The organism is Tenacibaculum sp. MAR_2010_89 (genome assembly GCF_900105985.1).
In the GTDB taxonomy this organism is placed as follows: Bacteria; Bacteroidota; Bacteroidia; order Flavobacteriales; family Flavobacteriaceae; genus Polaribacter; species Polaribacter halocynthiae.
This window is the reverse complement of sequence record NZ_FNUB01000005.1, coordinates 360,528-386,328: the sequence shown is the minus strand read 5'-3', so window position 1 is coordinate 386,328 and position 25,801 is coordinate 360,528. Positions and strand designations below refer to the sequence as shown.

At 27.6% G+C, this 25,801-nt stretch carries 23 protein-coding genes; 8 read left to right on the top strand and 15 right to left on the bottom strand.

The features are described 5' to 3' along the window. The first annotated feature begins 20 nt into the window (after positions 1-20). Positions 21-1,118 (top strand): DNA-processing protein DprA, encoded by a 1,098-nt coding sequence (gene dprA / locus BLV71_RS05355; protein WP_093869550.1) that lies wholly within the window; start codon positions 21-23, stop codon positions 1,116-1,118. A 46-nt stretch (positions 1,119-1,164) separates the two neighbouring features. Here the strand turns inward: dprA and BLV71_RS05350 are convergent, their stop codons facing one another. Then, on the bottom strand, positions 1,165-2,565 hold the full coding sequence (locus BLV71_RS05350; protein WP_093869549.1) for a PKD domain-containing protein: 1,401 nt from the start codon (positions 2,563-2,565) through the stop codon (positions 1,165-1,167). A gap of 69 nt (positions 2,566-2,634) precedes the next feature. On the opposite strand from BLV71_RS05350, the gene BLV71_RS05345 reads away from it, so the two are divergent. Further along, positions 2,635-3,693: a hypothetical protein gene (locus BLV71_RS05345; protein WP_093869548.1), complete on the top strand. Its 1,059-nt coding sequence runs from the start codon at positions 2,635-2,637 to the stop codon at positions 3,691-3,693. A gap of 1 nt (position 3,694) precedes the next feature. Here BLV71_RS05345 and BLV71_RS05340 read toward each other — a convergent pair whose 3' ends face one another. The 12 genes from BLV71_RS05340 to BLV71_RS05280 all read right to left on the bottom strand — a co-directional run bounded on the left by BLV71_RS05340 (position 3,695) and on the right by BLV71_RS05280 (position 14,068). Further along, positions 3,695-4,000, bottom strand: coding sequence for a hypothetical protein (locus tag BLV71_RS05340; protein WP_093869547.1), 306 nt, complete (start codon positions 3,998-4,000; stop codon positions 3,695-3,697). A 123-nt stretch (positions 4,001-4,123) separates the two neighbouring features. Beyond that, positions 4,124-4,408, bottom strand: a complete 285-nt coding sequence (locus BLV71_RS05335) for a DUF6503 family protein (protein ID WP_093869546.1) — start codon at positions 4,406-4,408, stop codon at positions 4,124-4,126. Between the two features lie 113 nt (positions 4,409-4,521). After that, positions 4,522-5,421 carry a hypothetical protein gene (locus BLV71_RS05330; protein ID WP_093869545.1) on the bottom strand — a complete coding sequence of 300 codons (900 nt, stop codon included), beginning with the start codon at positions 5,419-5,421 and terminating at the stop codon, positions 4,522-4,524. Positions 5,422-5,510: 89 nt separating this feature from the next. Further along, entirely contained in the window at positions 5,511-6,371 is an 861-nt protein-coding gene (locus BLV71_RS05325) for a DMT family transporter (protein WP_093869544.1), read from the bottom strand. Then, positions 6,352-6,909, bottom strand: coding sequence for a metal-dependent hydrolase (locus BLV71_RS05320; protein ID WP_093869543.1), 558 nt, complete (start codon positions 6,907-6,909; stop codon positions 6,352-6,354). Before BLV71_RS05320 ends, BLV71_RS05325 begins: the two co-directional genes overlap by 20 nt. 11 nt (positions 6,910-6,920) lie before the next feature. Further along, a complete protein-coding gene (locus BLV71_RS05315; RefSeq protein ID WP_093869542.1) occupies positions 6,921-7,559 on the bottom strand; it encodes a LysE family translocator in 639 nt (212 codons plus the stop codon). A 57-nt stretch (positions 7,560-7,616) separates the two neighbouring features. Beyond that, the gene (locus BLV71_RS05310) at positions 7,617-8,204 is read right to left on the bottom strand and encodes a Crp/Fnr family transcriptional regulator (protein WP_093869541.1); all 588 of its coding nucleotides are present in this window, start codon (positions 8,202-8,204) and stop codon (positions 7,617-7,619) included. A gap of 4 nt (positions 8,205-8,208) precedes the next feature. Further along, the gene (gene mfd, locus BLV71_RS05305) at positions 8,209-11,553 is read right to left on the bottom strand and encodes a transcription-repair coupling factor (RefSeq protein WP_093869540.1); all 3,345 of its coding nucleotides are present in this window, start codon (positions 11,551-11,553) and stop codon (positions 8,209-8,211) included. A 344-nt stretch (positions 11,554-11,897) separates the two neighbouring features. Beyond that, positions 11,898-12,230 (bottom strand): biotin/lipoyl-containing protein, encoded by a 333-nt coding sequence (locus BLV71_RS05295; protein WP_093869538.1) that lies wholly within the window; start codon positions 12,228-12,230, stop codon positions 11,898-11,900. 39 nt (positions 12,231-12,269) lie between these two features. Further along, complete coding sequence (locus BLV71_RS05290) at positions 12,270-12,773, bottom strand: nuclear transport factor 2 family protein (protein WP_093869537.1); 504 nt, start codon at positions 12,771-12,773, stop codon at positions 12,270-12,272. Positions 12,774-12,853: 80 nt separating this feature from the next. After that, positions 12,854-13,444 carry a hypothetical protein gene (locus tag BLV71_RS05285; protein ID WP_093869536.1) on the bottom strand — a complete coding sequence of 197 codons (591 nt, stop codon included), beginning with the start codon at positions 13,442-13,444 and terminating at the stop codon, positions 12,854-12,856. Positions 13,445-13,504: 60 nt separating this feature from the next. Beyond that, positions 13,505-14,068, bottom strand: a complete 564-nt coding sequence (locus BLV71_RS05280) for a YceI family protein (protein WP_093869535.1) — start codon at positions 14,066-14,068, stop codon at positions 13,505-13,507. Positions 14,069-14,185: 117 nt separating this feature from the next. Between BLV71_RS05280 and BLV71_RS05275 the strand changes: the two genes are divergently transcribed. From BLV71_RS05275 to BLV71_RS05265, 3 genes are all read left to right on the top strand, one after another. Next, positions 14,186-15,064, top strand: a complete 879-nt coding sequence (locus tag BLV71_RS05275) for a winged helix-turn-helix domain-containing protein (RefSeq protein WP_255405120.1) — start codon at positions 14,186-14,188, stop codon at positions 15,062-15,064. Positions 15,065-15,386: 322 nt separating this feature from the next. Then, positions 15,387-15,821 (top strand): tellurite resistance TerB family protein, encoded by a 435-nt coding sequence (locus tag BLV71_RS05270; RefSeq protein ID WP_093869534.1) that lies wholly within the window; start codon positions 15,387-15,389, stop codon positions 15,819-15,821. Positions 15,822-15,872: 51 nt separating this feature from the next. After that, positions 15,873-16,460: a hypothetical protein gene (locus BLV71_RS05265; protein WP_093869533.1), complete on the top strand. Its 588-nt coding sequence runs from the start codon at positions 15,873-15,875 to the stop codon at positions 16,458-16,460. 51 nt (positions 16,461-16,511) lie between these two features. On the opposite strand, the gene gltX is transcribed toward BLV71_RS05265, so the two are convergent. Further along, entirely contained in the window at positions 16,512-18,026 is a 1,515-nt protein-coding gene (gene gltX, locus BLV71_RS05260) for a glutamate--tRNA ligase (protein ID WP_093871966.1), read from the bottom strand. Positions 18,027-18,169: 143 nt separating this feature from the next. After that, a complete protein-coding gene (locus BLV71_RS05255; RefSeq protein ID WP_093871965.1) occupies positions 18,170-19,009 on the bottom strand; it encodes a transporter family protein in 840 nt (279 codons plus the stop codon). A gap of 415 nt (positions 19,010-19,424) precedes the next feature. On the opposite strand from BLV71_RS05255, the gene BLV71_RS05250 reads away from it, so the two are divergent. The 3 genes from BLV71_RS05250 to mnmG are packed head-to-tail and all read left to right on the top strand — an operon-like array spanning position 19,425 to position 25,130. Further along, a complete protein-coding gene (locus tag BLV71_RS05250) occupies positions 19,425-22,745 on the top strand; it encodes a coiled-coil domain-containing protein (RefSeq protein WP_093869532.1) in 3,321 nt (1,106 codons plus the stop codon). A 59-nt stretch (positions 22,746-22,804) separates the two neighbouring features. Further along, positions 22,805-23,221: an rRNA maturation RNase YbeY gene (ybeY, locus tag BLV71_RS05245; RefSeq protein WP_093869531.1), complete on the top strand. Its 417-nt coding sequence runs from the start codon at positions 22,805-22,807 to the stop codon at positions 23,219-23,221. 31 nt (positions 23,222-23,252) lie between these two features. Beyond that, positions 23,253-25,130, top strand: a complete 1,878-nt coding sequence (gene mnmG, locus BLV71_RS05240) for a tRNA uridine-5-carboxymethylaminomethyl(34) synthesis enzyme MnmG (RefSeq protein ID WP_093869530.1) — start codon at positions 23,253-23,255, stop codon at positions 25,128-25,130. Positions 25,131-25,801: the final 671 nt, after the last annotated feature.

Genomic DNA, 25,801 nt, shown 5'->3' with positions numbered 1-25,801 from the left:
GATACTCAATTTTTTGCGCTATGAAAAAAGAAAAATTACTGGCCATTCTTAGGCTACAGGCTACAAAAAATGTAGGAGATATTATTGCGAAAAAACTTATTTCTGCTACAGGTAGCCCAGAACAAGTATATAAAGAGTCTCCTAAATCACTTGCAAAAATACCTGGAATTGGTTCGCATATTTTGCAGCATTTATTTGACAAAAAAACATTGTATAAAGCTGAAAAAGAACTCTGCTTTTTAAATAATAATAACTACTCATTTTCATACTTTTTTGACAATGATTATCCTAATAATTTAAAACAATGTATTGATGCTCCTATTTTAATTTTTAATGATGGAAACATAGACCTCAACAATTCTAAAATTTTAGCAATTGTGGGCACACGAAATATTACTTCCTATGGAAGAGAATTTTGTGTTGAACTTATAAAAGACTTAACACAATACAATCCAATAATTGTAAGTGGTTTTGCGTATGGTATTGATATTTGCGCTCATAAAAACGCTATTAAAAACAACTTACAAACCATTGCTGTTTTAGCTCATGGATTAGAAGAAATATATCCAAAAACTCATAAAAAACATATTCATTCAGTAAATAAAAACGGAGGATTTATAACAGAGTTTTGGCATGATGAACAACCTGTTAGAGAAAATTTTTTAAAAAGAAATCGTATTGTAGCTGGGTTATCACAAGCTACTATAGTTATTGAATCGGCTAAAAAAGGAGGTTCATTAGTTACAGCAGATATTGCAAATTCATATAACCGAGATGTTTTTGCTTTAGCAGGAAGAGCAACCGACGTTTTTAGTACTGGTTGTAATGATCTTATTAAATCTAACAAAGCACATTTACTAACTTCAGCCAACGATATTGCTAAAATGCTTAATTGGGACTTACAATCATCATCTGCACCAAAACAAATTGAACTATTTGTAAACTTAAATGAAAAAGAACAAAAAGTATATGACTATCTTACTATAAGAGGAAAACAATTATTAGATATTATAGCTTTAGATTGTGACATTCCTGTTTATCAATTATCTTCTATTCTTATCCAAATGGAATTAAAAAATGTTATTACCCCTTTACCTGGTAAAATGTTTGAGGTTTAATAAACTATTCTTTTAAAAAAAAGAGCCTAATTATAGGCTCTTTTTTTTAATTTAAGTTAATCAAATTAAGGTTTTCATCAACTGCTCCTATAAAGGTTTTAACTAAAGATAAGTTACCGATACCAGCAACTTCTTCAGTAGTATTATAACCTGAGACGAAGAAAATTTTATTGTCATATTCAATTAAATTTGGTGTAAAATCTCCTTTAAATTTAAATGACTTTAACTCAACTCCATCATTTGAATACTTTCTAATAAATTCATCTTCTGTAATTATAAATCCATCATTTACAACTATCAATGATTGTATTCTGGAAGTGTAATACCCCGAAAAATTAACCTTCTTTAATTCTTTTCCTTCTTTAGTAATAATCCTAAGTTCACTATGACTGTAAGCTACGTAATTACCATTATTTAATTTCTTTAAGTTGAAAACACCACTTAAATCATTATTTGTTTTAACGACCCCACCTAATTCAGTATCATAAGTTTTATGGCTTAAGAACTCTAATTTATCATTAAAAAATAATATTATAGGTTTATAGTTTTTAAAAGTTAAAAAATCAATTGGTTCTGTTTGCCCACCAAAAGCTATATACCCAGTACTAGTTTTTAACATAGCACCTATAAAACCTTGCTTTATTTGATTATATATCTTTCTTTCTATAAACTTACCTTCTTTATCTCTAATTTCAATTGTAGGGTTATGATAATCTTTATCTCTGTACGAACCATAGTATAAAAATTGATCTGATTTTTTCATAAAACCATAATAAGCTTTATAAGAAAAATTTTCGTTTTTTAAGCTATTCCAAGTAGCATCTAATAAAACCTCTTTTCCACCATTTCTATCACTTAATGTTCTTGAAAAAACAATGTTTTTAGTTGAGTTTTCTAAAAAATTTACAAAAGCTCTACTTGCATTGTAATACTTATCAGCAATATATTTTTTAGTAAATTTTTTAGTAGCAAAATCAAACTCCACAAAATTAAACACGTTTTTTGAAGAATTAGAAGCAAAATTAGTATGCCTCTCTATATAATACAGTTTACTATTATACACTCCTGAGTTTATTGGAAAAAAGTTATCTCCAAGAAAAGAAGGCACTTCTACATAACTACTTTTTACGTTTGTTACTGTTATATTAATTGTTTTTTTTAAAAACTCCCCTTTACTGTTTTTTACAGTTAGAGTTACTTTTTTTTCACCGTCATTATCAAATAATAATACAGGATTTTTTTCTGTTGTTGTTTTCTTATAATCATACTCAAAAAAATATGAAACTGCATTTTTTGAACAGTTTGTAATAGTAACTGGTTCATTCACTTTAACAACCATTTTATCAACTTCAAAACAAACAGTAAGCTTAGTATCTATAACATCTTCTGAACTACATGATGTCAAAACAACAAATATTAGTATTAAATTAAAAAATCTCTTTTTCATTTTTATTGTTTATAATTAAAAAAAGGCAAAACTAATATTAATTTATCTATTTTTGAGAAAAACCCATCTATGTCTTCTGAAGAAAAATTAATGTCGCAAAAAAAACCTGCGTTTCCTGTAACTAATCAATTAAACAATTACTTAATTGAGCATAGTAGGAACATTAAAATTCCCATTTTTTATGATGACTTATTACGTTTTCAAGGATCTATTGTGGTTTATGATAAAAACGATGAAGACACCTTATGGGTACGTACGTATTATTCAGAATTTGAACGTCAAGAGATAGATTTAAGCCTAAAAAAAGTATATACTATTTTACATTCAAATGGTAATGATGATACCATTCCTTATTTAAATGTCGATGCTATTGATTATTGCACCTTTGGTAATTCAAAACCTTTTAGAGTAAAAATTCGTAATGTTTTAAATGATAACTATACTTATTTTTATGTAAAAAAAACTGATGCTTCTAGAATATATGGATTAGAATTAGAACATATTTTATCTCCCTATAATCTTAATTTTTTGGTATATAAAGACACTTTAATTGAAGAACATATTGCTGGAATACCTGGTGATGATTTTATTAAAGATTTTTTACCTAAATGTACTGAGTCTGAAAAAGCTCAAATAGCTAAAGAGTTTGTAAAGTTTAATGAACGTTGTATGATTCGTTTATTGGGCGATATGCGTTCTTATAATTATGTAATTGTTCCTACTCATGATTTTGACCATGTAGTTTATAAAATTAGGGCTATTGATTTTGACCAACAATGCTTTGAGGGTAAATTTAAAGTATATTATCCTCAGTTTTTCAAAGAAAACTTCCCTATGGTAACCTTAGTAGGTCAAAAACTACAAGAAGCTTCTATTAATCAATACAAAATAGAAGAAAGATCTATTGTTGCTAAACGTATTCTAAGTTCTGAAACTAGAATTCAAGAACTAGTTTCTTGTATGAAAAATGATATGGTTTCTACTGAAAAAAACGTAAAAATATTAAAACAACAAATTTTCGATTTCACCAAAGATGTTCTTTTTAAAAAGAACTCAAGTATGGGAGAAATATTAGAAACCGCATTACAATTTGTAAAACGTAACTATGAGAACATGAGAGTTTCTTAATTTATTTTATTAAAATATCGCTTCCAGAATAATTAGAATTTAACTCTCTCCAATGACGAATTCTTGGGATATTTATTGAATTGATCATATATTTTCCTTCAAAAATTAATCGTTCACCTTTTTCTGGGTTATTTGGAAAAATCATTTCCAAACCTAGTATTTTGAAGTTTTCTTTTGCTACATATAATATCCAATGTTTTGAAAATAGCTCTTTGTGTAATTCTATAGATAGTTTATAACTTTTTGTAGAATTAAAAAGGATTTCTTCTACAGAGTCTATTTGTTTAATTTCAGAAGGCAATGACATTGGTAAGCCTAAAAGGGTTTTATAAAATCGATGATACCTTTTATTTCTCGTAGGTTCTAATCTATATTTTTTTACTAAAACAGAATCTGTAATTATTTTTCCATCAAGAAAAGTAATAGATTTTTATTTATTTATTCTATGAATTGAAACATGTTTATTTCTATTACGTTGTAATTCAAAAAAATCAGAGGCATTATTTAACTCAACAATCGAGTATCTATATGGATTTCTTATTCTTGGCTCTTGAATATGCACTTTAAAATGAGAAATTTCCCATTCATTTTTAGGATCATGAAACTGAATACTCTTCTTTAAAATAGTTTCTTTGTTAATGATAGCTTCTTTTTTATTACAACTACCAAAAACAACTACCATTGTTAGTATTGTTAAATATCTAATTAAAAACATTTTATAAAGTACGATACTATTTTATAAACATCCTAATAAAACATTGTTAAAACAACTAAAAAACGTGTTTGAGGTATCAAACACGTTTTTTAACTTATTAAAATTTATTTTCCTTAGTTTTTGTACACTAACCCTAAAGAGAAACCTCTTTCATTTCCAAAATTTCGTCCATCTAAATTAAATCCATATCCAGCAGAAACACCAAAATTGTGTTTAAAAACTGGAACATATACATCAAAAGAAAAGTTAGTATAATCAACCTCTGTTTGCGATAAAGCAAGAGGCCCTCCGTTAGCTCCAAACTCAGCAGATCCAATATCATAACCTGATGTAGCATCTTGAATACCTAACTTTGCATGTGCATATATCCACTCGTTATAATAACCAAGTTTTACACTATACAATAATGCATTAGGGATTGTAAAGTCAGAATTACTTCTAATACTATATCCTGATTGTAATTCAGCAAATAAATTAAAGTTTGTTGTGTATTGAGCAACAACTAAACCATCAATAGCAGTTGCTTTATTTCCTACTGATAAAATACCGTTTCCTTCATAATTACTAAGAGGAAAACTAATTCCAGTGGAACCACCAAAAGAAAATTTACCACCATCATCAAAGTTTTTTTCAAATAACCTTGCTTTCAAAAAAAGAGATAAATCTTGAATACCACTTACCTTATTTTTTTGATGGACAGGATCTACATTACCTTCACCACTTTTTACTGAGATGTATGGAAAAGAAGCAATGGCAGATAGCCAATTATTTATTCCGTACTCTCCATAAACACTTACAATAGACGAAGAAATCTCTCCTAAATTAGCTGGATTAGTATCGGTTAAAGTAGCTCCTCGATAAAACTTATCGTAACTTTTATTAGAATAACTCATAGCAATAGTAAAGCTGTTTTTTTGAGGATAAAATCCACTAATTGGAGTTTGAGCTCTTGCTACAAATGAAAAGCACAAAAGCATAGCTGACCCAAAGAAGGTAGTTTTTAATTTTAGCATGATAGGTAGTTTTTAGTTGTATCGTTAGACGAAACGAAAAAACAGCCCTTACAAAATAATTTAATCCCTATTATCCAATAAATTACAAGTTATTTTTTCTTACTCCTTATACTTTCAATAACAACTGTTGCTAAAATTAAACTACCTCCTATAAAAGTATTCATTGTAGGCATCTCATTTAAGAAGAAAAAAGCCAATATAATACCAAATATAGGTTGTACACTACTTATAATACTTGCAGTTGATGCTGAAAAAAACTGTAACGAATGTACCATTAAACTATGACCAATAGCTGTTGTTAACAATGCTAACAATAATAAATATGGCCATTGAGATTGAAAACCTGAAATATCCATAAAAAACAATACTGGCAGTAAACATATTGTTATTATTAGTGTTTGATAAAACATTAACATTACTCCATTGTATTGAAGTACGTATTGCTTTAAAATTAGCAATCTTATTGAATAACACAGGGCCGACAATAACCCAAACAAAATGCCTTGTGCATTTGAATTTTCGAGATTAAAATCTGGCGATAAAATATACAAACCAGCCAAAACTAAAACCCCTAAAACAAGGTAAATAGGATTAAATTTTATTTTAAAAAACAAAGGTTCTAAAAAAGCAATCATAACCGGAAATGTATATAGAGACAACATTCCAATGGCAACATTTGATAATTTTAAAGCATAAAAATAGGTAATCCAGTGTGCAGCCATAAAAACACCACCAACAATAAATGGTCCATAATGTTTGAATGATTTTATGCGAATATCTATTTTTTTGTATTTACAAAACACAAATAAAAATACCATAGCAAAAGATGAACGAAACCATATAATTACTTCTGAAGGCATAGCAATATACCTACCTAAAACACCAGAAGTACTTATAAAAAGTGTGGCTAATAATAATCCTAAAATATTTTTAATGTGATTGTTTTGCATTGGTGCTTTGTTTTCGCCTATTAAATAAGTTCAGTGCAATATATAAAATAGCAGGAATACCAATCCAAATAAGTTCACTATAAATAACTCTTAACCCCCATTTACTAAAAAATTTACTAGCTCCAATTGGGGAAACTTGAATTGGTCTCCATGAAAAAAAGTAACGTGTATTATCAAAAGGAGAAAATAAGGCTACTCCTAGCCCACCATTAGTTAAGGCATCTAATATAGCATGAGACATCGTACAAAGTGTAAAAAAAAGTATATATAACACTCCCTTTTTAGTCAAAAAATGTTTTCTGTAAAAGAGAAATGTAATAACTCCTCCTAGTAAAATTGAGAATACAAAAGAATGAGAAAAGCCTCGATGCCCCCAAAAGCTTTCATACTTAATACCGAAACTAAATCCTATTACATCAGCATCAGGTAAAATGGCACAAATAATGCCTAATATCCAAAACTTTTTATTTTGAATGGTTTTTGAAAAGCTAGTTCCTAAAGCTACTGCCGTTAGTGCATGTCCAAATATTGATGCCATATTGGTGAAAGTTACATTTTAGTGAAAAACATTAAAGAAAACAATCCTATACCTATATAAATAGCTCCAATAACGTAACTTTGAGTATTTGGCTTAAAAAAATCTCTTTTAAAATACTTTATAAATTTAGTATATATTGATACTACAAAAATTCCCCAAAGTATTGCTATTAATATAAAAATTAATCCCAGAAATAATATTTGGGACGCTTCTCCCTTTTTAGAAATTGTTATAAACTGAGGTAGAAAAACGATAAAAAACAAAATAGATTTAGGGTTAAAAAAACTAATAATAAGACCGCCAAAAAACACATTCTTTGATGGCTCTTTTGTCTTTTTTTTCTTCTTTGAAATCCCTTTAGTTTTAAGTATCTTATTCATTCCCAAAATTATTAAATAAAACACACCTCCATATTTTAGTATAGTAAACCCAAATCTAGAATGGATTAAAATTTCTGAAAACCCTATGGTTATCGCAACAACATGAATAAATGTTCCAGCTTCAATACCCAATACAGATAATATTCCAGCTTTATATCCTTTTTCTACTGTTCGTGCTATAATATAAACAATAGCTGGTCCAGGTGTAATTATTAAAAAAATAGAAGCTATAATAAATAGTAAAACATTTGTTAGATCGGGTATTGTCATTTTTTTGATTTTTTTATCAAAAGTAGCCCCGATTAAACAACAAAATCTTAATCTGTATTAAGGTTTTGTTGTTTCATTTTTATTACGAAGTGAACTCAAAAACTCTGGACTTACCCCTAAATAAGAGGCTATTTGCCTTTGTGATAACCTCAACTCAATTTTTGGGTAATCACTTAAAAAGTCATTATATCTTTCTTTACCTGAACAAGAAAGACTTTGTTTTATTCTTCTCTCTTTTTTATACAACATTTCATTTCCTAACAACCTAAAGTAACGTTCAAACTTTGGAACTTTTATTAATAATTTATCTATATCTGATCTCTTTAATTCAAAAACTTCAGTGTTTTCAATAGCTTCTATTGTATAAATAGAAGATGTCTCTTTCCAAAAACTTTGCATATCTAAAATCCATTGATTTTCTATACCAAATTCAAAAACTCTTTCTTTTCCTTCTGTATTTATATAATATTTTTTTATACAACCTTTTACTACAAAAAATTTAGATAAACATATACCCCCTGAAATTAACAGTTTTTCTTTTTTAGTAATTTTTTTATAACTTACTAAAGAAACAAAAAACTCTTCTTCTTCTTTACTTAGTTCAATATGTTTATGTAGAGATTTTAACAATAAATTAAATTCCATTTGTTTAAATATCTTGCAACGTTTTCAACGCTTTATTTACTGAATCTATTTTAATAAACGTGATTAACAAACGTAAACCATTTTTGGTTTCCTTTTCTTTCATAACACAACTTTTTGAATGTTTTTGAACATACTGTAGCATCTTAGAAAAAGCTTCTGTTTGATAAAAATCGCTTTGCTGATTAGAAACAAAATACCCAATCATTCGTTTTTGTTTTAAAATCATTTTTTCCAAGCCTAACTCTTTCGCTAACCACTTTATACGAACACTGTCTAATAAATCGGCAACTTGTGTTGGGTATTCTCCAAAACGATCAATAATTTCACTCTCAAATACTAATAGTTCTTCTTCAGTAGTTAGGTTAGATAGTTTATTATACAAGCTTAATCGTTCAGACACAGAATTTACATAATCATCAGGAAATAGGATTTCAAAATCAGTATCAATTTGGACTTCTTTTACATATTCCTTAGGACCTTTATCTTCTGTATTATAAAGCTCTTTAAACTCATTTTCTTTCAGTTCTTCAATAGCTTCATGAAGTATTTTTTGATACGCATCAAAACCAATATCATTAATAAAACCACTTTGCTCACCTCCTAATAAATCACCAGCACCACGAATTTCTAAATCTTTCATAGCTATATTTAATCCACTACCTAAATCAGAAAATAACTCTAGTGCTTGAATTCTTTTACGGGCATCTTCAGTCATATGATGATACGGTGGTGTAATGAAATAACAAAAAGCCTTTTTATTAGAACGCCCTACACGACCTCTCATTTGATGTAAATCAGACAGCCCAAAATTATTTGCATTGTTTATAAATATTGTATTTGCGTTTGGAACATCTAATCCACTTTCAATAATCGTAGTAGATACCAGTACATCAAACTCATTATTCATAAATCCTAACATGAGTTCTTCTAATTTTTTACCTTCCATTTGTCCATGTCCAATACCAATTTTAGCATCAGGGACTAAACGCTGTAATAAACCTGCCACTTCTTTAATATTTTCTATTCGATTATGAATAAAAAATACTTGACCTCCTCTAGAAACCTCATAAGAAATAGCATCACGTATAGTTTCTTCAGTAAAGCGAATTACGTTTGTTTCAATAGGATGACGATTTGGTGGTGGTGTTTTAATTACTGATAAGTCACGTGCAGCCATTAAACTAAATTGTAATGTACGTGGTATAGGTGTTGCTGTTAGTGTTAGTGTATCAACATTTTCTTTAATCGTTTTCAATTTATCTTTAGCAGAAACTCCAAACTTTTGTTCTTCATCAATAACTAACAATCCTAAATCTTTAAATTTAATACTCTTATTTGTTAGCTGATGCGTTCCTATAACTATATCTACACTTCCTTCTGCAATTCCTTCTAAAACTCCTTTTCGTTGTTTTGCGGTCCTAAATCTATTTAAGTAATCAATTGTAACCGGAAAGTCTTTTAATCGACTAGAAAAGGTTTTAAAGTGCTGAAACGCTAAAATAGTAGTTGGTACTAACACTGCCACTTGCTTTCCATTATCTACAGCTTTAAAAGCAGCTCGTATGGCAATTTCAGTTTTTCCAAATCCAACATCACCACAAACCAATCGATCCATTGGTTGTTCTTTTTCCATGTCAGCTTTTACATCTTGAGTTGAAGTAAATTGATCTGGAGTATCTTCATATAAAAAACTTGCTTCTAATTCGTGTTGCATATGAGTATCAGGTCCAAATGCAAAGCCTTTTTCTAACCTTCTCTTAGCATATAATTTTATTAAGTTAAAAGCTATTTCTTTAACTCGTTTCTTCGTTTTTTGTTTAACTTTTTTCCAAGCGCCTGATCCTAGTTTATATATTTTAGGTGCTTTTCCATCTTTTCCATTGAATTTAGATATTTTATGTAGCGAGTGGATACTTACATATAAAATATCACGATCTCCATATATTAACTTTATGGCTTCTTGCTTTTTACCTTCTACATCAATTTTTTGTAATCCTCCAAATTTTCCAACTCCATGGTCAATATGTGTTACATAATCACCAACATCTAGTTTTGTTAATTCTTGAAGTGTAATTGATTGCTTTTTTGCGTATCCGTTTTTTAATCGAAATTTATAATAACGCTCAAATATTTGATGATCAGTAAAACAAACAATTTTCTCGTCTTCATCTATAAATCCTTGGTATAATGGAAATACAATAGTCTCATAATGTACTTCCTGTTCAGCATCTTCAAAAATATCTTTAAATCGCTGTGCTTGTTTATCATTCGCACAAAAAATATAATTGGTAAATCCGTTATTATGATTTTCGTTTAGGTTATCAATTAATACATTGAATTGTTTATTAAACGAGGGTTGTGGCTTTATGTGAAAAAGAACATCTTTATTAGTATTTTCTTTTTTTAACTCTGAACGAAATGAAATTTCTGCTACAGTAAAATTCTCTAATTGTTTTTTAATTTCATTACCGTTACTAAATAAAGCTGATGGCTCTGAATGGTTTATTTCTTTTGATAATTCACTAAATGCAATTTCTGCTTTTTGAAAAAACTTATCTAACTGTGCCCCTATTAATTCAATATTTCTAGCAAATATTATTGTTTTTGAAGAAATATATTTTAGAAAACTCTCTCTGCTTTCTTGCAAAGTTTTATTTTCTACATTAGGCATAATACTAACCTTACTTAATTTATCTTTAGAAAGTTGTGTTTCTACATCAAAAGATCGAATACTATCAACTTCATCACCAAAAAACTCAATTCGGTAAGGTTCGTCATTAGAAAATGAGAATACATCAATAATACCTCCACGGACCGAAAATTCTCCTGGTTCGGTAACAAAATCAACTCGATTAAAATTGTATTCAAAGAGTACTTCGTTTACAAAATCTAAAGATACCTGTTCACTAACCGCTAACTTTAAAGTGTTTTTTTCTAGTTCTTTTTTAGTAACTACCTTTTCAAAAAGTGCCGTTGGATACGTAACTATAATCGCTGGTTTTTTACGTGAATTAATCCTATTTAATACTTCAGATCGTAATAATACATTTGCATTATCTGTTTCTTCTATTTGGTACGGTCTTCTGTAAGAACCTGGATAAAACAGTACATTTTTTTCTCCCAATAATTGTTCTAAATCATTGAGATAATAAGCAGCTTCTTCCTTATCATTAAAAATTAATAAATAGGGTTTGTCTGCTTGTTTAAAAGTTTCTGAAATAGTAAAAGACAACGAAGAACCGACCAAATTCGTTATTTGAAAATGGTTTTGTTCTTGTTGAAGCTGGTTTACAATCTGTTTTACTTTACCAGATTGTTGGTAATGATTTACAATAGTTTGCTTACTCAACGTAAAAAATTTTACACAAAAGTAAGATTATTATTTTTTGTAATGACCTTGAAGTTATTTTGATTGCATATAAAAAAACACCTATTTTGGTTTCTTAAACAATTGCTATATGAAAAACTTACTTTCTATTATACTCTTCTCTATTTCTACTATTCCATTATGGTTATACATAGTTGATGGTTATTATCAAAAAAATATAAAAAAAGGATTTCATTATATACTTACATTCATTAGTATTATTATAATTTCTTTTATTATGTTAAGTATATACAGGTTATATTTTGTTTTTACTCTTCCTTTAATTATATTCATTTTTATTATTCAAACTAAAAGAAAAAAATAATTTAAATACTCTTTATTTTACAGATTTCTTTATTAGGTAAAACAATGACTCCGGTAGGATAAGTATATAGGATTACACCTTCAAAAGCACTTTCAAACTCTAAAAGAGTTTCTTCATTTTCTAATTCACATAATATAGCTCCTTCTTTGATTAGATCTCCCTCGTTAACATGCCATTTCTTTATTTTTAAGTTTTTAATTTCTTTAAAATCTGGGACAATGATCGAAGATTCTTTTCCTTTTTCTAAAATAAGACTCTTTTCTTCATTATTATCAATCAGTTTTTTTTCCTCATTAATAATTTTAAAAATATTTTTAAATAGTTTTTTTATCATTTTAAAACACTTTTTTATTAAAATTAAGTATAAAAATTCTTAAAATATCAAAAGTGTTCCTTTATTAAAATATTCAGCAGTTATTTTTGTTCCATTAATAACATCTGTATCCCAATCTTGACTTATAAGCCATTTGTTTTTGAGTTTATTAATTACTACATGAAATCTTCCATAAGTAACAAAAGGTTCTTTATTTTTTTCAGTGTATTTAATGCGATAATATCCTACTTCGTACCCTATGTTTTTTTTATAAACTCTTTGTTCAAAACTGAAGTCTATTTGCCTTTTTCTAGTACTTGTTTTTTGATATGATGACTTTACTGTGTTTTTATACTCCTTACCCATTCGTATACCATAACTGTTAACTCGTAGTACATCATCGGTATGTAACTTGTTAAATTCCTTCCAATTTTTAGCTTCAAAGTGTTTTTTAAACGGTTTCCAAAGTTCTTGATTAACTTCACGAATAATAGCTTTTTTATTTTGTGAAAAACTACATATGCTTAAAAAAACAAAAATCAGTAATATATACACAGATTTCATAAATACTTTACTTATAATTAACCTGTTAACAAGTTACTGATTTTTATTTACAATACTTATTTTTAGATAGTTTCTAAAAATTACTTGTTTTGACAATAGTTTTCTTTCAGTTTTACATTATGTAGTTTTTTCCATATTTGGTGTTCAAATGGTTGTGGTGAAAATCGAAAAAGGGGCATATACTTTTTTGTTTTTTTACAATAAAAGCTCTCTACAGATACCTGAAGTGTAATCAACTTTTTTGTTCTGAAAGAATCGTGTGTAATTATTTTTCCTGTAAATTTGGTTATTCCGTTGGTTTCTTCTTTAGCTATAATAGTAACCTTAGCTTCTGGAATTATTTTATCTTTTTCTTTATTTACCGCTTTCATTAATCCATCAAAATATAACTTCAAATTATCTTGAAAGAATTTAGCATTTGGTTTCTCTTGCAAGTTTATATTCCATACAAAAACGTACGACCAAAATTCTGAACTTTCAATATTACCCCACCCTTTTGCAAATCGAATATCTTCATAGCCTACAAAGTCAATTTCTGGTGCAAAACCAAAAGGTAAATGAATAACTTCTTTACCCCAAGTACTATCTGCTACTAACAAGAGGCTCTCTTCTTTTTGTCCAAATGTTGCTATAGTTGTTAATAGTAGTGTTATTACAAGTAGTTTATTCATGTTTTAATTATTTTTAAATATTTATCAAAGAATACAGTTGAAAATCTCTTCTCTATTATATTACAATTGTAAGGTAACATCAAAACCAATAGCGTCAGATATTGCTCCATCTCTAACTTTACTTGTATAGTTAACTTTCCAACGTCTTCTATCTATTTTAAATTTTGTTGTTAGCCTTTTATTTTCATAATCCATTGTAGCATTAAAGTTAATAGGTTTTGTAATACTTTTCAAGGTAAGGTTTGCTTCAATTCGAACTGCACCATCTTTAAAATATTTCACTTTTGTAATTATCAAACTTGCTTTAGGGTGTTTTTGAACATCAAAAAAATCAGGATCTTTTAAATGGTTTTCCAAATTTGTCTTCGCTTTACCTTTTTCAATATCAGTACTCACTATAGTATTCATATCAATAATAAATGAACCGCCAGTAATTTTATCGTTAGTTTTAATAAAATACCCTTCAGTAAAGTTAATAGTTCCTTCATGACCTCCAAAATAAAAAGTATAGTATCCATTCCATTTTATGGTACTGCTTTTTGTGTTTATTATTAATTTTTCTTGAGCCTTAATATTCATTGATAGACTCATAATACTGATAATTACAATTAAAAAATTTTTCATGATATTTATATTTTGAAGTAAAACTAAAAGGGCTTTAAAATATAAGTGTGAAAAAAGTGTAAAAGAAGTGTCAACAGTTGTAAAATGTCAGATAATTGTATGTTATTTACCAAAATTATGAGCAAAAAAAAGATTTATATATACTTTAGTTTGGCCAGTATTCTATTATTAGGGGCATTCATTTTTTATTTTAATTCAGATGAAAATGATTTTTCTGAAAGAGTAAAAGTATCATTACGTTCAGTAGGTAATCAATTATTACTTTCAAGTAATGATAGTACTTCTTTAGTTTTACCTATTCGTGAAATAAGTTCTTATAAATATAAGCTGTCTTTTCAGAAAAATCTGTCTTTTGAACCTAGTGATTTAACAACAATTATTAAAAATAATTTTGATAAATCATCACTTCCTAATTTTTATAGAATAGCAATTTTACGTTGCTCTGATAGTGAAGTTGCTTATAGTTATGAAATAAAAAATCATAGTGAAAAAGATATTATACCATGTAAAGGCAGAGTATTGCCTAATACTTGTTATACTGTTGATGTTAAATTTACCAACAAAACAGAACAATTTTTCAAAAAATACATTTTTCTATTAGCATTTCTCCTACTAATCATAATTGTTTTTTTAGATTTCCTTTTTTCAAAAAATAAACTTACTCATTCATCAAGTACTTCTTCTAAAAATAGAATTACTATTGGAAGTTTTAGATTTTATCCTGATCAACATAAACTGATACGTGAAGCTGTTGAAATTACCCTTTCTAAAAAAGAATGTGAATTGCTTGCAATTTTTGCCGACAGCCCAAATCAAATTATTAAACGTGATGAACTTTCTAAAAAAGTATGGGAAGACAATGGTGTTTTTGTTGGTAGAAGTTTAGACACCTACATTTCTAAATTACGTAAAAAGTTAAAGGAAGATTCTTCAATTAAAATTACCAATGTTCATGGTGTAGGATATAGTTTAAAAATTGAGGATACTAAAAATTAATACTTTTATTTTCTCTTTTTAATAAATACTTTTTGTTTATTAAAAAAACAGGTTTTAACCATGTTTTTTTAAGTGATAATATCAACTGTAACTAAACTATCTCCTTTTTTTAAAACTCCCTTAAAAAGTGCATTAAAAAAAGCCGTTTTAATTAATCAATTTTATACTATTTAAAACATAGTATAAGAAAAAGTGATAGTTAATTTTAGCAAGAGATTTTAAAAAAAATCTACATTTTATTGTTTGTGACTTTTTTTAAAATTGCGCTTCTAAAAAATACAAGATTGTTTACTTTTACATTAATTAAAAAAATAAAAAAATTATGTCTATATCAGATTTATATGCAAGTGGAAAACACAAACAAGAAATAGGTCATTTTGCAAGTGTAGTTAAAATAGCAAAGATTGATAATGTGATTTCAGAAGGAGAACAAAAATTATTAGATAGAGCTGCAGTAAAATTAAATATTAGTACTGAAGAGTATACAGAAATTTTAAAGAGTCCTGAAAAATTTCCTGTAAACCCTCCTGTAAGTTATGATGAACGTATTGAACGTTTATACCGATTAACAAAAATGATTTTTGCTGATGAAAGTGTTGATAGAGATGAAGTGATTATTATGCGTAAAATTGCTGTTGCTTTACAATTTCCTACTGATAATGTAGAAAAAGTTTGTGATGAAGCTATACACTTAATATTAAATAATAATGAGCTTGATGCTTTTACTGAAGCTATAAAAAAGGTAAATTTAATTTGATTATATACTAAATTTACATAAATTTAGTTTTTAGTATAAACTCATACCTTTATGAAATCAACGTTTTTTATAGTACTATTTTGTTGTTCATTAACAACATCTATCATTTCGCAAAACTTAAATGAGTCATGGCAAATTGGTGTAGGTTTTGGTATTGCAAAATTTAATGAAAGTGATGCTGGTTATATTGGTGATCAATATATTTTTCAAACACCTAGATTAAATTTAACAATGCCTATTGGTGAGCGTTTATCTGTTGATGGTGCTATTTCATTTAATACCATAAATGATGTTGGTATTATGACAAACTCTGTTAAATACTTTTCAATGGATGCTTCAATACGTTACAATTTTGATGCAATTTTAAATAATTTTAGTCCGTACCTTTTTGTTGGTGGAAGTATTGTAGATTCAGAACGTAAAATGACACCTACTTTTAACATTGGTGCGGGTGGTATTTATTGGGTTTCTGATAGAATAGGAATTAATCCTCAAGTATATTACAAGCATTCTTTAGAAAGTTATGAAAGCATGCGTTCTCATATACAAGGTGCCTTAAGTATAATAATTAAATTAGATTGGAATAATCTATTTGAAGGTGGTAATCACGCAGCTAGATCATCTGGATCATGTAATTAACACTTACAATATAAACAAAAAAAAGAGCGGTTTAAAACCGCTCTTTTTTGTTTATAATTTATTTACTGCATTCTGTAAACGTTGAATCGTATTTTCTTTACCAACCATTTCAATAATATCAAATAAGTGAGGCCCTTTTAAAGCTCCTACTAAACTTAATCGTAAAGGTTGCATTACTTTACCAAAACCTACTTCTTTTGAAGTAATCCATTCTTTAACTATTTTTTCAATGTTCTCAGAAGTGAAATCTTCAATACTAGAAATTACAGTTATTAATTCTTCCATTAATATTGGAGTTCCTTCTTTCCATTGTTTTTTACTTGCTTTTGCATCGTATTCGCTTGGATTAACAAAGAAAAAGTTAGATAACTCCCAAAAATCAGCTACAAATGTTGCTCTTTCCTTAATTAACGAAACTACTTTCTCAATATATTCATTGTCTTTTTCAATTCCTTTTTCCTTTAAAATTAATGAAAACAGTGCTGTTAATTCTGAATTTGATTTTTGTTGCATGTATTGCTGATTAAACCAATTAGTTTTTTCAGGGCTAAATTTTGCTCCTGACTTACTAACTCTAGTTAAATCAAAATTTTCTACTAATTCTTGTAACGAAAACAACTCTTGTTCAGTACCAGGGTTCCATCCTAAAAAAGCCAACATATTTATAAATGCATCTGGAAAATACCCATCTTCTTTATAACCACGTGAAACATCTCTTGTTTGCTCATTTGTATACTCTAAAGGAAATACAGGAAAGCCTAATTTATCACCATCACGTTTACTTAATTTTCCTTTTCCAACTGGTTTTAAAATAAGTGGTAAATGTGCAAATTTAGGCGCTTCCCAAGCAAAAGCTTTATACAAAAGTATATGCAATGGCATAGATGGTAACCATTCTTCTCCACGAATTACATGAGAAATTTCCATTAAATGATCATCAACAATATTAGCTAAATGATATGTTGGCATACCATCTGATTTATACAGTACTTTATCATCTAAAGTATTTGTATCTATTTTTATTGTACCACGAATTTCATCTTGCATAATTAAAACTTCATCTTGTGGAGTTTTAAAACGTACTACATATTTTTCACCAGCTTCTAATTTAGCTGTAACCTCTTCTTTAGATAATCTTAATGAACTTTGAAGTTTTTCACGATTATGCCAATTATAAATAAAGGTTTTTCCTTCTGCCTCATGCTGTTTACGATGTGCATCCAACTCTTCTGCAGTATCAAATGCATAATAAGCCCATCCGCTTTCAATTAATTGATTAGCATACTGTTTATATAATTCTTTTCTTTCTGACTGACGATATGGTCCAAACTTTTCATTTTTACCTGGCCCTTCATCAAAAGGTATATTACACCATTCTAATGAATCTATGATATACTTTTCTGCGTTAGCCACATAACGAGTTTGATCAGTATCTTCAATACGTAAAACAAAAGTTCCATTATGTTTTTTAGCAAATAAATAATTAAATAAAGCGGTTCTAACACCACCTATGTGTAAAGGTCCTGTAGGACTTGGAGCAAAGCGTACTCTTACGTTATCAGTCATTTTTTGTACTTTTAAATCTGTGTGTACCAATTTTGAAATCACAAAGATACTTATACCTATCAAAGTTTAAAATTATACATAACAAAAAAGCTCTTCAAAAAATTTGAAGAGCTTTTTTAATACAGTTATTGATTACTATATTTTTAAAATTTATAATAAATTCCAAAATTTAAAGCTGCTTTTTTAGCTACATTTCTTCCGCCAAAAGCACCACCAAAACTAGCATTTGCTCCAAAATTTTTATTTATTTCTCCTATTAACTTTAAACCAAAAGCAGCATAACTTTGGTCATTTACATATAAACCTGTAAGATTATTACTAAGAGGTAAAGCTATTTCTCCATTTTTTAAAGACATTACACCATCTAAAAATCCTGCAACCCAAAGCCAATCAATAGCTTTATAACCTAGTTCTCCTCCTAACTTATAAGCACTACTATAATCATTTGTTCTAATATCAAACCCAGTAAATGCTTGAATATACCAAGAGTTAAAACCTCTTCCTGCCAAAAATAATGGAGTAACTGTCCAAGCATCATAACCAGTTCTTAATCCTGATGCTTCATTAAAACTTCCAGTATTTGCCTCAATTCCTAATTGTCCAGATAAAACCCATTTTTTATTGTAAAAATTATGCTTTACTCCAAATTGAACATTTCCAATTGAAGAAGTAGATTCTTTTGTTGTAAAAGGAATTGGTAATAATGTTTGACCAGCAATATCTCCAGATTGAACCATTTTTAAAGGAATATTCGCAAATAAAGTCGTTTTATCAGAAATTCCATATTCACCATACAATTGTAACGTATTATCAGTAATTTTTCTTTCGGTATTATAATCAGGATTACCAAAAAGTTTATCATAATTTGAAATAGTTGTGAATGATAATTGTACATATCCTTCATTCTTCTTTTTTGTCCACGGACTTTGAGCAAACACTGAAGTTGCAAATAATACGGTTACTAAAACGCCTAGTTTTTTCATGTCTTTGTTTTTATTTGAAATTAATAACACTTATTCTGTTATTCACTATAAATATAAAATTAGTAATACTATTTTAAAGTTCTATACAACTCAAAAAGTTATTAATTATAAGGTTTAGTGGTTTACTTTTGGTTTTTCTTACAAAAAACACTTCAAATATTTTATTATAAAAGTAGTATTTTTATAAGTTATAAAAAATGAATAAAAGAGAAAGATTTAGAATAAAGATGCTTAAGTACAAGAAAAGACTTAAGATTTTAGGAATAAATGAGGTTGAATATGAGAATTTGTATGCATACAGATCTCATGGCAAACCATGTAGTTGTTTTTTATGTAGAAGTGAAAAACACAAAAGAAAAATAAAACACAAAAAGAGCTATATCATATAGCACACTAATTTTAAGAAGTTACTTTTATGGAAGTGTTCAATTCAATAGAACAAAAACTACAACAGTTTAGTAAAAAATACTATACAAATGAATTAATAAAAGGAGGAATATTATTTTTTTCATTAGGATTAATATATCTTTTTTTTACTTTATTTATTGAATATTTTTTATGGTTAAAACCAACAGCTAGAACCTTATTATTTTGGTTGTTTATATTAGTAGAACTACTGCTATTCTTTCGTTTTATTTGCTTTCCTATTTTTAAACTGGTTGGTCTTCAAAAAGGTATTTCTATTAAAGATGCTTCAAAAATAATAGGTGATCACTTTCCTGAAGTTAAAGACAAATTATTAAATGTATTACAACTTAAAGATAATACAGATCAGTCCGATCTTTTAGTAGCCAGCATAGAACAAAAATCAAAAGAATTACAACCAATTCCCTTTACAAAAGCTGTAAGTTTTAAATCAAATTTGAAATACGCAAAATATGGATTAATTCCTGTTTTAATTTGGTTTTTAACCTTAATAACAGGCGTAAATACTAAGCTTAGTCAAAGTTTAAATCGTGTAATAGATTATAAAACAGCATATGCTCCACCAGCTCCTTTTTTATTTTCCTTAACTAATAATATGCTAAATGTTATAAAGGGTAAATCAATAACAATTTATATAGAAGCAAAAGGAGAAATAATTCCTGAAGAAGCTAAAATTTATTTTAACAATCAACAATATTTTTTACAAAATAATGGTAACGGATTGTTCTCCTATACTTTTAGTGAAGTACAAAAACCAATATCTTTTTATGTAAAAGCAAATAATGTTTCTTCAAATGATTATCAAATAAATGTTATAAAAACTCCTTCTATTCAAAACATTTCACTTGAATTGAATTATCCAAATTATACTAAAAAGAAAAAAGAAATTATTGCTAATTCTGGAAACATAAATGTTCCACAAGGAACATTCATTACTTGGGCTATTAAAACATCTGAAACTGATAGTGTTGCATTTATTAATGATCATAAAAAATATTTTTTTAATAAAATTAGCGAAGACAGTTTTAATTATAAAAAACAAATTTTAAATAATACCAATTATATAATTTCAACTTCAAATAAAAATTTAAAAGGGTATGAACAATTACAATTTTCTATTAATGTTATAAAAGATGAGTTACCTAATATCACCGTACAATCTAATATAGACAGCCTAAAAAGAGGTGATGCGCAATTTATTGGTCAAATTTCTGATGACTATGGTTTCACAAAACTTGAAATTGTATATAAAGAAGAAAAAAATAAACAAAACACTGATTATCAATTAATTAAAATAAATAATAAAGCAATACAAAGCTTTTATTATGAGTTTCCAAAAGGAATAAAATTAAAAAAAGGAGTTAATTACGAAGTTTTTTTTCAAGTATATGATAATGATAAAGTTAATGGTAGTAAAAAAAGTATAAGTAGAAAATTTTATTACCGTCAAAAATCAAAAAATGAAATTGATGATGAACTTCTAGAAGAACAAAAGAACTATATAGATAAATTAGAAAAGTCTTTACAAAAACAACAAAACAGTAAAAAAGATCTTGAAAAAATTCAATTTGATTTACAAAACAGAAAAAACCTGAGCTGGAGTGATCAAAAAAACATTAAAAGTTTAATTAAGCGTCAAGAACAATATAAACAAATGATGCAACGTCAAACCGATAAAATACAAGAAAACTTCACGGAAAAGAATGAAAAAAACGAAGATTTAAACAAGAAAAAAGAAGATTTAAAGAAACGTATAGAAGAACTGAAAAAGCTTGATAAACAACAAAAGCTATTAGATGAACTGAAAAAATTAGCTGAAAAACTAAATAAAGAAGAACTTGTTAAAAAGGCTAAGGAATTATCTGAACAAAACAAACAAGAAGAAAGAAGTCTTGAACGTATTTTAGAAATGACAAAACGTTATTATGTTGAGCAAAAAATGAATCAAATCGCTAATAAACTTGATGACTTATCTAAAAAAGAAGAAGAAGAATCGAAAAAAGAAGATCAAGTACAAAACAAAGATCAAGCTAAAGAAACTCAGAAAAAATTAAATAAAGAATTTGATAAAATAAAAAAAGACCTTAATCAATTAAAAAAAGAAAATGAGAAATTAAAGCAACCAATGGATATTCCAGAAATGGACAAACTAAAGGATGAAACACAAAAAGAACTTAACAAATCATTAGAAAAACTAAAAGAAAATAAGGGGTCTGATGCAAAAAAAAGTCAAAAGAAGGCATCAGAAAAAATGAAAAAAATGAGTCAAAAAATGCAAGAATCTATGCAAGCAATGAGTGCAGAAATGCAAGAAGAAAACATGGAAGGCCTTCGACAAGTATTAGAAAACTTAATTACTTTTTCATTTAATCAGGAAGAATTAATGAATACTTTTTCAAATACATCATCATCACATCCAAATTTTGGTTCAAATTTAAAAAAGCAACATCAATTAAAAACATACTTCGAACATATAGATGATAGTTTATTTACACTGTCAATACGTGTACCAACAATTAGCACAAAAATTCAAGAAGAACTTGCCAATGCACATTACAACATGGACCAATCATTAGAAAATTTTGCTGACAATAATTTTAGAAATGGAATATCTAATCAGCAATACGTAATGACTTCTGCTAATACGTTAGCTGACATGTTAAGTAATACCTTAGATTCAATGAAAAATCCAAAGCAAGGACAAGGTAAAGGAAAAGGAAAGGGAAAATCATTTAGTTTACCTGACATCATAAAAAAGCAAGGAGAATTAATGAAAAAGATGAAAGATGGAATGAAGAAAAGTTCTCAGGGAAAACCAAAAGATGGAAAAGGAAATAAAAAAGGAGAAAAACAGGGACAAAAAGGAAAAGGAAACAAGCAAGGGGAAGAAATGAATGGAGAACTATATCAAATATATAAAGAGCAATCAAAATTAAGGCAACAATTAGAAAATGCTATAAAAAACGGTAAGGATGGAAATGGAAGTGGTAAAAAAGCTTTAAAACAAATGGAAGAGTTAGAAAATCAAATATTAGAAAAGGGTTTTACACAAGAAAGTCTTAATAAAATGAAACAATTAAACTATGAACTTTTAAAGTTAGATAAAGCAGCTTTAGAACAGGGTAAAAAGAAAGAAAGAAAGGCAAATACCAATTTGAAAGATTATATAAACGCCAACAAAAAAGAACTTAAATTTAAAAAGCTCTTTTACAATCAAACAGAAATTTTAAACAGACAATCACTACCTTTGCGCCAGAACTACAAAACAAAAGTTAAAAAATATTTTACAACTACAGAAAAGCAAATTTAAACTGTTTACATAACATGTTTTTACTTAAAAATAAATATGCCTTTCGATAATTCAAAAGAATGATACAATTTAATTACGAAACTGATTTCAAATTATTAGATGAAACTAAAACTAATAGTTGGATAAATGAATGTATAGAAAAAGAAGGTTTTGAACTAGGTGAAATCAATTATATTTTTTGTAATGATGAATATTTACATAAAATAAATATTGAGTTTCTACAACATGATACATTCACAGACATTATAAGTTTTGACTACACACTGGGTAAAGAAATTAATGGTGATATTTTCATATCAATCGAAAGAGTAGAAGAAAACTCAAACAAATATGCTACTTCTTTTCAAGATGAACTACACAGAGTTATTATTCATGGTGTTTTACATTACGTAGGATTAAAAGATAAAACTGATGATGAAAAAGAAAAAATGCGTCAAAAAGAAAATGAATACCTAACAATTTTTAATAAAAAATAAAACGAGTTCCACGTGGAACTGAATATAAAATATGAGTTTATTTAGTACAACATACGATGTTATTGTAGTAGGTGGTGGTCATGCAGGAAGTGAAGCAGCTGCATCTAGTGCAAATATGGGTGCACATACTTTGTTAATTACAATGAACCTTCAGAACATAGCTCAAATGAGTTGTAACCCAGCTATGGGTGGAATAGCTAAAGGTCAAATTGTTCGTGAAATTGATGCTTTAGGTGGATATAGTGCAATAGTAACTGACAAAACAGCTATTCAATTTAAGATGCTTAATAAATCAAAAGGACCTGCTATGTGGAGTCCTAGAGCACAATCAGACAGAATGCAATTTGCTGAGTGTTGGAGAAACATGCTTGAACAAACTGATAATTTAGACTTTTATCAAGATTCTGTAAATGGTTTAATATTTAAAAATAATACTATTGTAGGTGTAAAAACTGCCTTAGGTTTACAAATAAAAGCTAAAACAGTAATTGTAACAGCTGGTACATTTTTAAATGGTTTAATCCATATTGGAGAAAAAACTTTTGGTGGTGGAAGAGCTGGTGAAGGAGCTTCAACTGGTATAACTGAAGATTTAGTAGCAAAAGGCTTTGAATCTGGAAGAATGAAAACAGGTACTCCTCCACGAGTAGATGGTAGATCATTAGATTATTCTAAAATGACAGAGCAGCCTGGTGATGAAATAACCGAAAAATTTTCTTACTTAAAAACAAGTAAACCTTTACAAAAACAACGTTCTTGTTACCTAACATATACTAATCCTAAAGTGCATGAATTATTAAAAGAAGGTTTTGAAAGGTCTCCAATGTTTAATGGAAGAATTAAATCTACAGGCCCAAGGTATTGCCCTTCTGTTGAAGATAAAATAAATCGTTTTGCAGAAAAAGATAGACATCAGATATTTGTAGAACCAGAAGGATGGAATACTGTAGAAGTATATGTAAATGGTTTTTCTACTTCCTTACCTGAAGATATTCAAGACAAAGCTATACGATCAATTGAAGGTTTTGAAAATGTAAAATTTTTCAGATATGGCTATGCAATAGAATATGATTACTTCCCACCAACTCAGTTAAAACATAATTTAGAAACAAAATTAATTGAAAATCTATTTTTTGCTGGTCAAATAAATGGAACTACAGGTTATGAAGAAGCAGCAGCACAAGGTTTAATGGCTGGTGTTAATGCTGCCCTTAAGACACAAAATAAAGAAGCTTTCATCCTTAAAAGAAACGAAGCTTACATTGGCGTTTTAATAGATGACTTAATAACAAAGGGAACTGAAGAACCATATAGAATGTTTACTTCTAGAGCTGAATATAGAACTCTATTAAGACAAGATAATGCAGATTTAAGATTAACAGAAAAAGCATACCGATTGGGGTTAGCCTCTAAAGAAAGATTTGAAAGAGTATTAGATAAGAAGAAAAAAACGGAGCTTACAGTTAACTTTATCAAAAATCTAAGTGTTACTAAAGAAGAAATCAATCCTATTTTAGAAAGCAAGAAACTAGCTATAGTAAATCAAACAATGAAGTTATATAAGATAGCTTCACGCCCACAATTAAATTTCAACGATCTAAAAAAGGTAACAAAGTTAGCATCTTTTATTAATGAAAATAATATAGATAATGAAATAATAGAACAAGTAGAAATAGATTTAAAATATTCTGGATATATAGAGAAAGAAAAAAACAATGCAGATAAATTAAATAGATTAGAGAACGTTCCTATACCTTCTAACTTTAATTATAGTAAAGTAAAATCACTTTCATATGAAGCTAGAGAAAAACTATCAAAAATACAACCTACTTCAATATCACAAGCAAGTAGAATAAGTGGTGTTTCACCTAGTGATATATCGGTATTACTTGTATACATGGGACGATAATTATATTTAAAACATTTATAAAAAAGGACGATTCAAATGAATCGTCCTTTTTTATTTATAACATAAACAAATAGATAAAAATAGTAGAAAAAACAATTAATAATTTATATTTAACCTTATAATGATAACTAATAATTTCTAACTAGGAAGAATAAAACAACATATGTTTCATGTGGAACATAATTATTATTTAGAAATAATATATAATTACTCATCAAAAAAAAACAATAATACAAACCGTAATTATAACCACACTTCTACTCTATTAAAAAAATTAACTAAATTATTAATAATAAAAATTAATAAGTGATAAAATATTAAACAAAGAACGTAACAATTAAAAAAACTCCTACTCTATCTATACTACTAAACTGAAACTAGACTATTATTAATTAATATAAAATAAACAGATAATAAAATGTTTCATGTGGAACATAAATAATTTAAAGAACCACTACACTATTTATACTATTAAACAAAAACTAGACTATTATTAATAAATACTAAAACCAAAACATAATGTAATGCTTCATGTGGAACATAAATAATTTAAAGAACTCCTACTCTATTTATACTACTAAACTGAAACTAGACAATTATTAATTAATATAAAATCAATAGATAATAAAATGTTTCATGTGGAACATAAATAATTTAAAGAACTCCTACTC

Coding starts and splice junctions, on each gene's coding strand:
- dprA (WP_093869550.1), top strand. CDS start 21: ATGAAAAAAGAAAAATTACTGGCCATTCTTAGGCTACAGGCTACAAAA.
- BLV71_RS05350 (WP_093869549.1), bottom strand. CDS start 2,565: ATGAAAAAGAGATTTTTTAATTTAATACTAATATTTGTTGTTTTGACA.
- BLV71_RS05345 (WP_093869548.1), top strand. CDS start 2,635: ATGTCTTCTGAAGAAAAATTAATGTCGCAAAAAAAACCTGCGTTTCCT.
- BLV71_RS05340 (WP_093869547.1), bottom strand. CDS start 4,000: ATGTCATTGCCTTCTGAAATTAAACAAATAGACTCTGTAGAAGAAATC.
- BLV71_RS05335 (WP_093869546.1), bottom strand. CDS start 4,408: ATGTTTTTAATTAGATATTTAACAATACTAACAATGGTAGTTGTTTTT.
- BLV71_RS05330 (WP_093869545.1), bottom strand. CDS start 5,421: ATGCTAAAATTAAAAACTACCTTCTTTGGGTCAGCTATGCTTTTGTGC.
- BLV71_RS05325 (WP_093869544.1), bottom strand. CDS start 6,371: ATGCAAAACAATCACATTAAAAATATTTTAGGATTATTATTAGCCACA.
- BLV71_RS05320 (WP_093869543.1), bottom strand. CDS start 6,909: ATGGCATCAATATTTGGACATGCACTAACGGCAGTAGCTTTAGGAACT.
- BLV71_RS05315 (WP_093869542.1), bottom strand. CDS start 7,559: ATGACAATACCCGATCTAACAAATGTTTTACTATTTATTATAGCTTCT.
- BLV71_RS05310 (WP_093869541.1), bottom strand. CDS start 8,204: ATGGAATTTAATTTATTGTTAAAATCTCTACATAAACATATTGAACTA.
- BLV71_RS05295 (WP_093869538.1), bottom strand. CDS start 12,230: ATGATAAAAAAACTATTTAAAAATATTTTTAAAATTATTAATGAGGAA.
- BLV71_RS05290 (WP_093869537.1), bottom strand. CDS start 12,773: ATGAAATCTGTGTATATATTACTGATTTTTGTTTTTTTAAGCATATGT.
- BLV71_RS05285 (WP_093869536.1), bottom strand. CDS start 13,444: ATGAATAAACTACTTGTAATAACACTACTATTAACAACTATAGCAACA.
- BLV71_RS05280 (WP_093869535.1), bottom strand. CDS start 14,068: ATGAAAAATTTTTTAATTGTAATTATCAGTATTATGAGTCTATCAATG.
- BLV71_RS05275 (WP_255405120.1), top strand. CDS start 14,186: ATGAGCAAAAAAAAGATTTATATATACTTTAGTTTGGCCAGTATTCTA.
- BLV71_RS05270 (WP_093869534.1), top strand. CDS start 15,387: ATGTCTATATCAGATTTATATGCAAGTGGAAAACACAAACAAGAAATA.
- BLV71_RS05265 (WP_093869533.1), top strand. CDS start 15,873: ATGAAATCAACGTTTTTTATAGTACTATTTTGTTGTTCATTAACAACA.
- gltX (WP_093871966.1), bottom strand. CDS start 18,026: ATGACTGATAACGTAAGAGTACGCTTTGCTCCAAGTCCTACAGGACCT.
- BLV71_RS05255 (WP_093871965.1), bottom strand. CDS start 19,009: ATGAAAAAACTAGGCGTTTTAGTAACCGTATTATTTGCAACTTCAGTG.
- BLV71_RS05250 (WP_093869532.1), top strand. CDS start 19,425: ATGGAAGTGTTCAATTCAATAGAACAAAAACTACAACAGTTTAGTAAA.
- ybeY (WP_093869531.1), top strand. CDS start 22,805: ATGATACAATTTAATTACGAAACTGATTTCAAATTATTAGATGAAACT.
- mnmG (WP_093869530.1), top strand. CDS start 23,253: ATGAGTTTATTTAGTACAACATACGATGTTATTGTAGTAGGTGGTGGT.